Annotated in this window: 13 protein-coding genes; 3 read left to right on the top strand and 10 right to left on the bottom strand. The window is 34.6% G+C overall.

Annotated elements, in window-relative coordinates; translation table 11 throughout:
• Positions 1-241: 241 nt before the first annotated feature.
• The 5 genes from HMPREF1252_RS02130 to HMPREF1252_RS02150 all read right to left on the bottom strand — a co-directional run bounded on the left by HMPREF1252_RS02130 (position 242) and on the right by HMPREF1252_RS02150 (position 5,470).
• Positions 242-1,135 carry a YitT family protein gene (locus HMPREF1252_RS02130; RefSeq protein ID WP_023059369.1) on the bottom strand — a complete coding sequence of 298 codons (894 nt, stop codon included), beginning with the start codon at positions 1,133-1,135 and terminating at the stop codon, positions 242-244.
• A gap of 1 nt (position 1,136) precedes the next feature.
• Positions 1,137-2,033 (bottom strand): mechanosensitive ion channel family protein, encoded by an 897-nt coding sequence (locus HMPREF1252_RS09185; protein WP_023059251.1) that lies wholly within the window; start codon positions 2,031-2,033, stop codon positions 1,137-1,139.
• A gap of 85 nt (positions 2,034-2,118) precedes the next feature.
• Positions 2,119-3,426 carry a histidine--tRNA ligase gene (gene hisS, locus HMPREF1252_RS02140; protein ID WP_023059176.1) on the bottom strand — a complete coding sequence of 436 codons (1,308 nt, stop codon included), beginning with the start codon at positions 3,424-3,426 and terminating at the stop codon, positions 2,119-2,121.
• A 10-nt stretch (positions 3,427-3,436) separates the two neighbouring features.
• Positions 3,437-5,038 (bottom strand): Na/Pi cotransporter family protein, encoded by a 1,602-nt coding sequence (locus tag HMPREF1252_RS02145; RefSeq protein ID WP_008901665.1) that lies wholly within the window; start codon positions 5,036-5,038, stop codon positions 3,437-3,439.
• A 12-nt stretch (positions 5,039-5,050) separates the two neighbouring features.
• A complete protein-coding gene (locus HMPREF1252_RS02150; RefSeq protein ID WP_008901664.1) occupies positions 5,051-5,470 on the bottom strand; it encodes a hypothetical protein in 420 nt (139 codons plus the stop codon).
• A gap of 63 nt (positions 5,471-5,533) precedes the next feature.
• On the opposite strand from HMPREF1252_RS02150, the gene HMPREF1252_RS02155 reads away from it, so the two are divergent.
• The 3 genes from HMPREF1252_RS02155 (at position 5,534) to HMPREF1252_RS02165 (ending at position 8,201) form a co-directional block, all read left to right on the top strand.
• The gene (locus HMPREF1252_RS02155; RefSeq protein ID WP_023059353.1) at positions 5,534-6,148 is read left to right on the top strand and encodes a DUF47 domain-containing protein; all 615 of its coding nucleotides are present in this window, start codon (positions 5,534-5,536) and stop codon (positions 6,146-6,148) included.
• Positions 6,149-6,218: 70 nt separating this feature from the next.
• The gene (locus HMPREF1252_RS02160; protein ID WP_023059292.1) at positions 6,219-7,145 is read left to right on the top strand and encodes a YihY/virulence factor BrkB family protein; all 927 of its coding nucleotides are present in this window, start codon (positions 6,219-6,221) and stop codon (positions 7,143-7,145) included.
• A 9-nt stretch (positions 7,146-7,154) separates the two neighbouring features.
• Positions 7,155-8,201: a polysaccharide deacetylase family protein gene (locus tag HMPREF1252_RS02165; protein ID WP_023059393.1), complete on the top strand. Its 1,047-nt coding sequence runs from the start codon at positions 7,155-7,157 to the stop codon at positions 8,199-8,201.
• 233 nt (positions 8,202-8,434) lie between these two features.
• On the opposite strand, the gene HMPREF1252_RS02170 is transcribed toward HMPREF1252_RS02165, so the two are convergent.
• The 5 genes from HMPREF1252_RS02170 to HMPREF1252_RS02190 form a co-directional block, all read right to left on the bottom strand.
• Complete coding sequence (locus HMPREF1252_RS02170) at positions 8,435-9,607, bottom strand: M20 family metallopeptidase (protein WP_023059171.1); 1,173 nt, start codon at positions 9,605-9,607, stop codon at positions 8,435-8,437.
• Positions 9,608-9,626: 19 nt separating this feature from the next.
• On the bottom strand, positions 9,627-10,799 hold the full coding sequence (locus HMPREF1252_RS02175; RefSeq protein ID WP_023059250.1) for a M20 family metallopeptidase: 1,173 nt from the start codon (positions 10,797-10,799) through the stop codon (positions 9,627-9,629).
• Positions 10,800-10,855: 56 nt separating this feature from the next.
• Positions 10,856-11,518: a hypothetical protein gene (locus HMPREF1252_RS02180; protein ID WP_023059365.1), complete on the bottom strand. Its 663-nt coding sequence runs from the start codon at positions 11,516-11,518 to the stop codon at positions 10,856-10,858.
• A gap of 8 nt (positions 11,519-11,526) precedes the next feature.
• Positions 11,527-12,276 (bottom strand): DUF5058 family protein, encoded by a 750-nt coding sequence (locus tag HMPREF1252_RS02185; RefSeq protein WP_023059388.1) that lies wholly within the window; start codon positions 12,274-12,276, stop codon positions 11,527-11,529.
• Positions 12,277-12,692: 416 nt separating this feature from the next.
• A complete protein-coding gene (locus tag HMPREF1252_RS02190; RefSeq protein WP_008901658.1) occupies positions 12,693-13,160 on the bottom strand; it encodes an FMN-binding protein in 468 nt (155 codons plus the stop codon).
• Positions 13,161-13,246: the final 86 nt, after the last annotated feature.

Genomic DNA, 13,246 nt, shown 5'->3' on the forward strand with positions numbered 1-13,246 from the left:
ATGAAAATGTTTTTATAAATCTTTTATTTATATTTATTTGGTCTTTTAAATATAAAAAAAATATTTTTACAAAATTTAAAATCGCAATTCTTTGGCTATATAACTAATAATTTTCACTGAGGAATATTTAAAACAAAATAAAATCTAATCAAAATTTATAAATAAAAAAAAATGGATGAGACCTTTTCGAGAAAAGGTTGTCATCCATTTAAAGCTCTATTAAGATAAATTAATTTAAATTTTAAATAGCTATTTTTTTGAAACCGTGTCCTTGTATTTCCGCAGTTTCTGATACAGACATAAATGCTTTTGGATCTACAAGTTTTACATAATTCTTTAGTTTTACAAGTTCCATTGAGGTACAGATACAGTAGATTATTTTTAACTTCTTGAATTGGTATGCTCCTTCTCCGTCGATAAGGGTAACTCCTCTTCCAAGTTTCGCTTGAATCATCTCTGTTACTTCGTCCCATTTTGAACTTATTATAAGTACTTGTTTCTGTTTACCTACACCTAGGTGAATCTTGTCAACCAAAGTATATCCAATTATAAACGCAATAAGTGTATATAGTGCTTTGTCGATTGAAAATACAAATGCGGATATTGCTATTACTATTCCATTAAGAGCAAGTAGTCCTGAGCCTATGTTTACGTTCCAGTACTTCTTTGCTATTGCACCTAGAATATCGAATCCTCCTGTGGAGGTCCCATATCTAAAGGTGATTCCATTTCCAATTCCTGAGAATATTCCTCCGAATATACTTGCCAAGATTAAATCATGTGTAACTGCAAATCCCTTTGGAAGTATTGCGGTCCACATTGCAATGTATAGAGATGTAAATACTGTAGAAAGTATAGTAAAGAATATAAATTCTCTTGATAGTAGGAATACTCCTATTATTAAAAGAGGAAGATTAAGCGCAAATACCAATATGGATAGTGGTATTCCTGTCGCGTGTTCTATTAGTATACTCATTCCGTTTACTCCGGCAGCTATCATTTGGTTTGGTCTTATAAACATAACTATGGAAATGGTTATGAATAGACAACCGATGAGTACCGCCATGAATTTTTCAAAAAATGTTTGTTTGAAAATCATTTTTTCAATCGATTTAAAATTTAAATGTTTTTCCATGCTAACCTCGTATTTTATCATTTTCCATTGCAATTCTAAGATTGTTGGAGAGTGATGCAATCTCTATACCTTCTGCTACAAATCTCTTAACTATTTCTTTTCTAAGCCTTGAAACTGTTTCAAAGTTTAAATCCACATTCGCCGTCCAAATGGTAACTCTTAGGTTTACTCCATATTCAGATAGCTCATTTATAAATACGGTGGTGAAATGACTTCCCACCCTTTCGTCTATTGGTCTAATGTCCAGTACGTCCTTGTCACTTTCTACACATTCTACAATTATTTCCATAGCTCTATCTATATCCGCTGTGTATGCAATGGTTATATCTAAAAATCCACCGGATATCGGATCAACTATGTGGGAGTTTTCCAAGACTTCCTTATTCATCACTGAGTTTGGTACTATAAGTCTAGAGTTTGTAAATGTCCTAATAGTTGTATGTCTTAGAGAAATATCTTCTATATATCCAACTATCTTCATGTTTACAAAATTGATTCTATCTCCAACTTCAAATGGTCTGAATACTGAAATCATAAATCCAGCTATCAAATCTTCTAAACTCTTTTGAAATGCAAATGCAAGCACCGCCACAATGAGAGATGAACTCATTAGTATGGATCCTGCCATGCTTTGGAAGGTCTGAGAAAGATTACCAATCTTAAAGATCATAACGAGAATTATAAATCCTTTTATAAGTGTATTTAAAAAGTTATATGAGATCTTGCCAGTCTTTCTAAACTTCTTAAATATATAATCGGTTATCTTTATCGCTAATAATCCTATTAGAATTGTGAGTGCTATGACAGTTATATCCATCATCATAGGACTCATCTTCGATGTAATTGGCTCCGCAGCTTTTTCTATTGGCTCTTTTATCTTGTCTATTTGATCATTCATTTTTTCACCAACTTATAAAAAATTGTACAACGTCCTTCTTTAACTTTCAAGATATGCACGTCACCATGTTATTAAGGAGCTTAGATTACTTGCTAAATTTGGCAATTATATCTTCTAGAGATAGTTCTTCTTGATCTCCTGTCTCCATATTTTTAAGTCCAAAGACGTTGGATTCTAATTCATTTTCTCCTATTACTAGGGCGTACTTAATATCTAGTGCGTCTGCATATTTAAACTTCTTGCCCATCTTACCAGATTCTGTGTAGATGGTGGTGCTGATGCCTGCCTTTTGAAGTTTAGCTAAAATTTCTATAGATTTTTCGATGGTGCTTTCCATTGGTATGATTATGATGTCAGATACCTTGTTACCTTTCTTCTTGATTAGATCAAGTTCTTGCATCTTTGAGAAGAGTCTAGTAAGTCCTATGGACATACCAACTCCTGGCATAAGGTTTGTGGTGTAGTATCCAGCTAGATTGTCATACCTTCCTCCTGATGATACTGAACCGAGTTCTCTGTGATCATCTAGGAATGTTTCATAGACTGTTCCTGTGTAGTAATCGAGACCCCTTGCAATCTTTAGATCAATCTTGAAATAGTCGTCATCAACTCCGTAGGCTCTCATGTATTTAACTACAGCTTCTAACTCTTCTACTCCTTGTTTGAAATCTTCGTTATCGCAGTCTAGTTTTTTAAGGGCGTCTAGAATTTCTTCCTTGGTGCCGTCTATTCCTATAAATGAAATTAGTTTTTCGATATTTTCTGAACTCATTCCAATCTTATCAAGCTCTTCTTTTACATTGTCCACGCCAATCTTATCAAGTTTATCCACGATTCTCATCACTTCTTCTGAAGATTTAACTTCTAAGCTTTTGAAGAATCCATTTAGAATCTTTCTATTGTTTATGTGTATTGTGAACTTTCCAAAGTCGAATTCTCTAAAGATTGAATAGATAACAGCAGGACATTCCGCATCGTTTACAAGAGATATCTTTCCATTTCCAATGATGTCTATGTCACATTGGTAGAACTCTCTGTACCTTCCCTTTTGCGCTCTTTCTCCTCTATAAACCTTGCCTACTTGGTATCTTTTAAATGGAAAGTGTAAGTCTGAAAAATGTTCTACCGTATATCTTGCTAGTGGAACTGTAAGGTCGAACCTCATGGCGATATCTGTGGTTCCTTTGGTAAATTCATAGACTTGCTTTTCAGTTTCTCCGCCGCCCTTTGCAAGAAGTACCTCTGCCTTTTCAAGTACTGGAGTATCGATTGGCAAAAATCCGTATTTTTCAAAATTCTTTTTGATTATATCTAATAAATTATTGAATACTACTTGGTCCTTTGGCAAAAGTTCCATAAATCCAGGTAGTGTAGATGGTTTTACAATAGTCATTTTTCCTCCCTTATATTATAAGTTTTCCAACATTGTATAAATATGCCGATATCCTTTCAAGGGATGTTAGGCATTTGTCGAAGAGCAGTCCACTTTCTGGATCGCATTCTCCGTTTTTCATTCTTTCTATATGAGTGTTTCTATAATTTGTAACGAATCCGTCCACCCTGTTGGTGAAAAATCTTAGTCTATTTATTCTTTCTGCATATGTGATATCTTCGCCGATTGTATTAAACATAGTGTTTATAGAGTTTTGGATAGATTCCATTTCCTTGACTGCCTTTTCTGTATAACTTAGCTTTCTTTCGTCGGTTGCCTTTGCAATATCTGCTGCAGCTTTTATATGGTCCCCAATTCTTTCGATATCTCTTACGATTCGCATATATCCTGTGAAATTCCCTGCCATGTTCTCATCCATTTGAAGGGATAGACAGTCGATAATATGCTTAGTAATCTTTGAATTTAAGAAATTTAATATATCTTCGTTGTGGAAGATTAAATCATATTTCTTGTGATCGAAATTAACTAGAAGTTCCATCGCCATTTTAAAATTGTCCTTCGCAATGGCTAGCATTCTGTTGGTTTCTGCTCTAATGTCTGTGATTTCTACTGATGCATCTGTAACAGCTCTTCTAGGATTGATATATTGAAGCGCCATTTCTTCTTGTTCCTTGTCATCCCCGCTGACAACCATAGTTGCAAGCTTAGCTAAATGTCTTGAAAACGGAAGAAGTATTAACGTAGCCATAATATTAAAGAATGTGTGCATATTTGCAATCTGTGCCGCTGGTAAATTTCTAGATATACTTTCGATAAATGTATCAATCGGAACTACAAATGAAATTAAAACAAATATAATAGTTCCTATAAAGTTAAATAGTACGTGAACTGCTGCAGTTCTTTGGGCGTTCTTAGAAGTTCCAATTGCTGATAGAACAGAGGTTATACAAGTTCCTATGTTAAATCCACAGATGATGTACATAGATCCTGTAAGTCCTATTAGTCCTTCGTTGGCAATGGCTTGTAAGATACCAAGGCTGGCTGCAGATGATTGGATAAGTCCTGTTACAAGTGCACCTACTAAGATTCCTATTATTGGATTTGACATGGTAATCATAAGTTGTCTAAAACCTTCATACTCTCTAAGAGGTGCCATGGCTGTACTCATGAGTTCCATCCCCATAAAAAGAAATCCTAGACCTAGGATTACTTGTCCTAAATATTTAACAGAATTTTTACTCACAAATCGGTTTAAAATAAATCCTATAAATGCAAATATTGGTGCAACCGCTGTAATATTTAAAGCAACCAGTTGTCCAGTTATAGTAGTACCGATATTGGCTCCCATAATAACTCCAACCGCTTGTTGAAGTGTCATAAGACCTGCGTTTACAAATCCAACTACCATTACAGTAGTACCTGATGATGATTGTATTGCCGCAGTTACAACGATACCTACGAGAAGTCCTCTAAAGATTGACTTAGTCATCCCTTCTATTATCTTGTGAAGTCTATCCCCTGCTACCAGTTCTAGACCATTACTCATAAGATCCATGCCATATAGGAAGCATGCAAGTCCTCCGAGAAGGGCGAAAAAATGAGTGATATCCAATTTAATCCTCCATTACAAATTGTTTATAAGTTCTTTAACATCTTTCTTATCTATCTTTAACTTGGTTACAGCTACATCATAGGCAGCATCGTCACCAAAATCTTTTTTGACCTTCTTTAGATATTCGATATCTTCATCGCTTAAATTGTGTACCAAGATTCCATCCATTATTGTTTTTGCACATCTGATATCCATATCGTACTTGTCCATGAGAAACTTGACCCCATTTACAGGACCTAAATCTCTACTTAATCTCTTTAAATATTCGAGATCCTCATCTGAAACAGCGTTTATCGCTTCTTCACATTTTTTCAGTTTTTTTTCGTCTTTTGCATTGCCTTCAACAACCATATGTCTTCTAAATAATATGAGAAGCATCACCACCGAAAGGGCGATGGTTATAAAGAGCAAACTTAAAATAAAAGTAGGCATTTAATCTCCTTTATCTTGTAAAAATTACCCCACTGTGATACTGTAAGTATCGAAGGAGGAGCTATGGCAACAAGAGTAAATTTTTATAATTTATTAGTAGATCTTTCAGAATATACAGTCCGTGCTTCCGATATGTTAAGGCGCAGCCTTATAGATTTCCAATACGAAAACGTAAAGTACCTAGTGATGGAAATTCATGAAATCGAAAATGATGCGGATAAAGTCTACCACCAAATTCAAAAACAAGTTGAAAAACAGTATATACTTCCACTTAACAAGGAAGATATTCTCCATCTCGGTCATTCCATCGATGCTGTAATCGACGACATAGAAGATATCCTGATGGCGATCTATATGTATGACATCAAAGAGATAACAACGTCCACATATACTTTTGTAGATATAATCGTCGACTGTTCCAATAGCATCGTTCTACTTATAAACAGCCTGAAGACCGCAAAAAAATATTCGGACATAGAAGATTTAATTAAACATATAAGAAAACTTGAAGATAGAGCCGACAATGTATATATAGAGTCTACTCAAAATATATTTTCAAACCTTGAGGCAAAAGATATTTTAAAGCATAACACATTAAGTCTAAAACTTGAGTCCTGTGTCGACACATGTCAACATGTTGCAGATACAGTTGCTAATATCTTTCTTAAGAATGTTTAAATTTAAAGCATTATCTCAATATTTATTATATAATATAATTTACAGTTAAACAATTTATTTTGAGGTGACAATGAAAGCAGTAGAAAAATTATTAGATAAATACAAAAATAGTCCCCTTATGATCTTTATTGACAAATTGCTCTTTAGAATCGGGGACAAAAATCTGCCAGCGATGGCTGGATCTCTAACTTTTTTTACCATTCTTTCAATATTTCCATTTATAATCGCCTTTTTAAATATTATTTCTTTTGTAGAAATATTTAATCAAAGTGAATTTGTAAATTTTATGACGGTGCTGCCAGAAGAAATTTATTCAATTATTTCAGAATTTATTTCTCAACTGAATAAAGCGTCGAGCACCGGGCTTCTATCGGTTTCATTGATCCTGGGTATATTTTCTGCATCCAGTGGAGTTAAGCAGCTTATCATAAATATAAATTATGCCTATGGAATAAAGGACAATAGAAATTATTTTTTAAGAAGACTTATAGCAGCAGTCTTTACCCTACTACTCATGGTTATGATAGTACTAATATCAATTACATCAGTAGTTGGAGAGATGGCTATTACAAAGGCTATTCTATTTCTACAGATAGATGCATCAAACTTTTACAATGTGTTTAAAGCTTTGAGAAATTTGGTTCCCATAGCTTATATGTTAATAATATTTATTATGATGTACTACTTTACGCTAAATAAGAACATCAGAAGAAATATAAAGATAACAGAAGTTCTACCGGGAGCTATATTTACAACCATAGGACAGAATCTTTTCAGTGCCCTATTCGGTGTGTACCTACAGAACTTCGCTAAGTACTCGGTGACCTATGGATCCCTCGGGTCCATATTTGCATTCTTAACTTGGAGTTACTTTATGAGCTACACCATGCTCATCGGCTCTGAGATAAATGGAGTTTTGTACTCGATGAAGTATTTTAAAACTCAGAACCTGCATCCGAGATATGAATCCGTGTTTTTTAAAAAAACTGATATGTGAGGAGACAAGATGAATAACGATTTAGAAAAAATAAAATTAAAAGATAGACAATTGGAAAGAAAAAGAAGAGCGAAAAGAAGAAAAGAGAGAGCAAGAAGAAGATTTTACTTCGTAGTAACAATTATCGTGCTACTTATTTTTAGTCTTACTTTGAGGAAGAGACCTTCTAGAGCTACGAAGAATTTAGAAAGTAACTCAGACTATGTAGCTACATTTCTAAAGATAAATATGAGAGAAAATCAGCTAAATCCTATTAACTTCAACATCAAAAAAGACGATGTAAAGGCTCTTAGCTATATCGCAGAAGTGAGAGCTTCAAGAATTAAAAAGAAATTGGTTCCTGGAGAAAATCATATCACCACTGCTGCAAAGTATGCCTACGATACTAAATGGGTAAGAGATGTAACCACTGGCAAAGTTTCCTATGAAGGAAATAAAAAACTTGTATTCTTAACCTTTGACGATGGTCCAAACACTACCATCACTCCACAAGTTTTAAAAACTCTAAAGGCAAATGGAGTTAGAGGAACCTTCTTCGTTGTTGGAAGAGCCATAAATGACAAGTCCAGCAGATATTTGAAAGAAGCTCTAGTAGATGGAAATGCAATTGCAATGCACTCCTATACCCACGACTACCATCTTCTTTATCCAGAAAGATCTGCAAATGATAGCCAAGTTTCAAAAGAAGCTGACCTTTTATCAGCGAAGCTAAAAAGTATCCTAGGAGAAAATTTCGCATCCCATGTGTGGAGATATCCAGGAGGACATATGTCCTGGGACAATATTGAAGGCGCTGACTCAGCTCTAGCAAGCAGAAAAATAATTTGGATAGATTGGAACTGTCTATCAGGAGATGCTGAACCTAAATCAGTAAGACCTTCTACTCCAGAAGGAATGGTTAGATATATCGATAGATCTCTACATCAAAATGAAGAGACGAGAGTGGCGGTAGTACTTATGCATGACGCAATGAATAAACAACACACCGTAAATGCACTACCAAGTATAATAAATTATTTCAAAGAAAGAGGCTATGAATTTGCCCTTCTTAAATAAAAAACGATAAAAATTTTCCCCCGTTAGTCGGGGGATTTTTATATTTTTGTTTTTTATATAAGCGATTATTTTTACATTTTTAGAGACTATGAAATTATCTTTCTTATGTTTAAATAGTCTTTTAAATTGCAAAACAAAAGAGAGGTCGCCCTCTCTTCTATTTTTTTAATATCTTATTAATAGTTATTAATAAGTCTTACAAAATTTATATTTATTAATATTTACATTAAATTTTATTTGTTATCTTCTAACCATCTTGTTGCAAGTTGTGCTAGAGCTGCCACTCCTAGTGGCATTGCTTCTTCGTTAAATAGTACTTCTGGATGGTGTAGTGGTCTTCTCTTTGATTCGTCTTCAACTGGATTTTGTAGAACAAAGAAGAATGCTGGTACTTTGTTTGCATAGTATGCAAAGTCTTCTGAACCACTTTGTCTAGGTATTTCTTGTAAGAATAAGTCTTTATCTATTTCTTTTAAATATCCTAGTGCTTCTTCTGCAAGTTCTGTATTGTTTATTAATACTGGGCAGTCGCTTAGGAATTCTAGTTCTGCTTCTCCTCTATAAGTCTTAGCTATATCAGATACTAGTTCTGGTAGTCTCTTCTTGATGTATTCTCTTGTTTCATTTGAGAATGTTCTTACTGTTCCTTCGATTACTGCTTCTGCTGGTATTACGTTGATAGCTCCATTTGCTACGAATTTACCCATAGTCACTACTGCTGATTCATCAAATTTGATTTCTCTTGCAATTAGTTCAGGTACTCCTGTTACTATTTTAGCTCCTATAAATACTGGGTCTATTCCTACGTATGGCATAGATCCATGACATCCAACTCCCTTGATCTTTATTCTGAAGTTATTTGCAGAACTCATCATTACGCCTTTGTTGTAGCCGATTCCTATTCTGTCTGCATGTGGCCATACGTGTAATCCCATTGCTACATCTACTTTTGGATTTTCTAGTATGCCTTCATCTACCATAACTCCACCACCTGTTAGAAGTTCTTCTGCAGGTTGGAAGATAAATTTTACTTGGCCTTCTAGTTTGTCTTCATTTTCTTTTAGTAGTCTTGCTGCTCCTAGTAGGATTGTTGGATGGATATCATGTCCGCAGGCATGGCATCTGCCTTCTATTTTAGATGCAAAGTCTAGTCCAGATTTTTCTATTATTGGTAGTGCGTCCATATCTGCTCTTAGTAGTATGGTCTTGCCACCCTCCTTACCGATTACAGCTGTTACTCCACCTTTTGAAAAATCATGTCCTTCAATTCCATATTCCGCTAATTTTTCTTTAACGAATTTAGCAGTTTCTGGTAGTTCATATCCTAGTTCTGGGTGTTGATGTATATGTCTTCTTATTTCAACTAAATCTTTATATATTTCATTAGCTCTTTGTAAATAATTCAATTTCTCATCTCCATTAATATTAGGATAGTTCATCGTATACGTATTGAGCGAATAAACTATATCCTTTTATAAATTGTGCTTCGTCTATTGCAAATCTTGAATTGTGATGTGCCCATTTTTGTCCGTCTATTTCCATTGGGTTAAATAGGAATACAAATGATCCTGGCACTTTTTCTAAGTACCATGCAAAGTCTTCTCCAGGCATTACAGGATCTTTTAAATCTCTTACATCTTCTGGGAATAGTTTTTCTGCGGTTTTCTTAATTTTTCTTGCCACTTCTGGATCGTTTACTAGTGGTGGTGGTTGCCAGAAGAAATCATACACTACTTCTCCTCTGTAAGACTTAGCTATTCCTTCAGCTATTTCTCCAATTCTCTTAGCTATAATATCTCTGTCTTCGTTGGTTACCGCTCTAACAGTTCCTTCAAGTTTTACTTCTCCAGGAATAACATTGAATGCAGTTCCTGCGTGGAATTGACAAACAGATACTACTGCTGGTCTAGTTGGAAGAATTTCTCTAGAAACTATTTCTTGTAATGCCATAACTATGTTTGATGCAATTACAATAGGGTCAATTGATTCTGCTGGGTATGCTCCGTGAGCTCCTTTACCTTTTACAGTGATTTGGAACTTGTCCATACAAGCCATCATTGAGCCTTCTGAGAAGAATAGTTCTCCAGATTTTTTACCTTCTGTAGTTAAATTACCTACGTGTACTGCAAGGATTTCGTCAACATCGTCAAGTACACCTTTTTCAACTACGTCTACTGAACCTACGCCTAGCTCTTCCGCTGGTTGGAAAATGAATTTAACATTTCCCTTTAATTCATCTTTAAAACCATTTATTAATTTACATGCTCCAAGTAACATAGCGGTGTGAGCATCGTGTCCACAAGCGTGCATGCAATTGTTTTTAGATGCAAATTCAAGTCCTGTTTCTTCCTTAACTGGAAGCGCATCCATATCTGCCCTTAGAGCGATAGTCTTGCCGCCAGATTTACCTTTTATCTCAGCGATAACTGCGCTTTTTGCAATGTTTCTGTCGTAGCTAATTCCCATTTCATCAAGCTTTTTGCAAACAAAGTCGATAGTGTTGTCTAGATCAAATCCAACTTCTGGGTTTTCATGTAAATGTCTACGCCACTCTATAACTTCCTGCTCGATTTTTTTAGCTTCATTTAAGATATTCATATCATTCTCCAATACTATTTAAATCTTTTACTTCTTTCTTATAATTATATTTTTTATTATTTCTTTTTTCTGTAATGTTCAAAGAATCCAAATCCAACTGTTCCAAATACTGCAGCAGGTACAACTACATATGCAGGTAGGCTAGTAAATCCTAATAGAAGAGCTACTAATATAACAGCAAAAGTACCGAATTTTAAATTCTTAACAGCGTTCATTCCAAACATAGCACCAAAGATTGCTGGTGATACGTATGTAAAAGCTTCTCTAACTATAGGTGGGAAAATTGAAATAAGTGTTGCACCACCGATAGCACCAATAGTAACAATTATTAAGTTAGTTAAAATTGATCCAGAAATAGCGATAGTAGATACAAGTTCAGCCTTCTTAGTTCCTGGTTCTACTCCTACAGCTTCTTGAGAAACAGCTGAAGCAGGTACACGTACGTTACCAATGTTACCAGATAGAACTCCAAGATATGTTCCTGGTAGACCTAGAATTGGGAAGTATGAAACTGGTTCAATAACTGCGTATACTAAGAATATAGAAGCAATAAGTCCCCAACCAGAACCAATGTCTGACCAAGATGGTTTAGCTCCATAAATAACCCATAATAAAATAGATGGGGTAAAGCAAAGTAATACACATAGTAGGTTTATAAATCTACCATATTTAATAATCGGTCTAGTAAATTCTTGTTCATATTGTTTATTTAAATCCATAATTTCACCTATCCCTTAAATACCATTTTCTTGCAAATCATACCAAGAACCATAGCAAGAATCATAACAAGTCCAAGGTTAAACTCCTTAAGTTTAGGATGTTTTTCTCCAAATTTTTCGAAAAGAATCATAAGAACAGCTGAAGAAACAGCAACTACGATTCCAGTAGGGTCTTTAAAATCTCTAATAGCCTTAAAAATTTCATTTAAGAACATGTAGGCAAAAGCACCTATAATAGCTGTAACAGAAAGAATTTGAATTCTTGCAGGGTCTCCTCTAGAAATCTTTTCTTGGATAACGTCTAGCTTATCAGCAAAAGCACCAGAGAAGAAAATCCAAGCACCACCATTAAGAGCCATAACCCAAGTAGCGTTTGCGTAGTTAATTAGATTGTAATCTGGAGCTCCAAGAGTAGTTCCTTGAGCCTTTGCAGCCATTGTAGCAGCAGCAAGTTCTGTAGGAGCAGCTCCTATAATAGAAAGTCTCATCCATGAAAGAGGAGAACCTATAACACCCATTAGTCCAACCATAACGAAGAATACTCCAAGAGCAGGACCAATAGCTGAAGTCATCCCTACACGGAAAGCTTGATCAGCTTCTTCTTTAGAAAGATCTACCAAGTGGGCAGCATTTCTAGCTTTTTTCGTAAAAATAATAGCTTCTAGAGCAACAGCTATTAGAACAACCGCCGCACCTAGCCACATTATTCCTGAGTTAGCGATCTCCATAAAATTATCGCCAGTGTATTTTGGTATCATATTAACCTCCTTAAAATTTTTAATAATTGAATACCGTAACAATCGTTTTCTCATTAAGTAAAATATTTAGCCTTTGTATTCAACCTCCTTATAAATATATTTTAACTACTTATTCATTATAACATGAATTAGGTCAAAATAGTACTTCGACACAGTGAAAAAGCAATTATGAAGCGTTGCAATTCCAAGACTTTTTTCTCTTTTTCGCAAAATTCAAGTATGTGTTCCGCTTTATTTCAGTAAATACCGAAGAAATATTTTAACAAATTCCATTAATTTGTTTCAAATTTTTATTTATAGTTTTGGAAATTGTTTTACTTCTTTGATTATATTTAATCGATCCCTAAGTCATAAATGATAAAAATTTTAATTTGTAAAAAAAAGAGACTTCATTAGAAGTCCCTTAATTATTTTTCTTATTTTGCTTGTTCAAGAGCTTTGTTAGCTGCATCCTTGTAAATTTCAAGTGATATAGTTGCTCCAGATACTGCTTCTAGTGCATCTACAGATCCTTTTTCTACAAGTTGTTTTGGATATTCAGCTGCTCCTACTAAAGATTGTTGAGCTTTGTCATACATAGCTTGATCTTTGATTTCTCCGTCAACTTTTCCGTAGTCTTCACCTTTTTCAGTTCCGTCTGCATCGAAGTTCTTAAGAGTTGCATCAGTAATCTTTCCGTTTTCAACAGTGATTGTTGTTTCCATGTATCCGCCGTGTTCATCTTTTTCTGAAACTCCTGTGTAAGTTCCGTCTTTTAGTTCTGCTTGAGCTTCAGTTTGTGTTCCAGCATTTGCTCCTTCATTTTTCTTTTCAGCGTTGTTTTTGTTTCCACAAGCTGTAAGTACTAGTGTAAATGCTAAAAGTATTGGTAGTAATTTTTTCATTTTGCATTCCTCCTTTTTCGTTGTTATAAAATATTACAAGATTTTTTTGAAATTTTCAATACATAATCATGATTAATTGCTAATGT

The organism is Peptoniphilus sp. BV3AC2 (genome assembly GCF_000478945.1).
Classification (GTDB): domain Bacteria; phylum Bacillota; class Clostridia; order Tissierellales; family Peptoniphilaceae; genus Peptoniphilus_B; species Peptoniphilus_B duerdenii.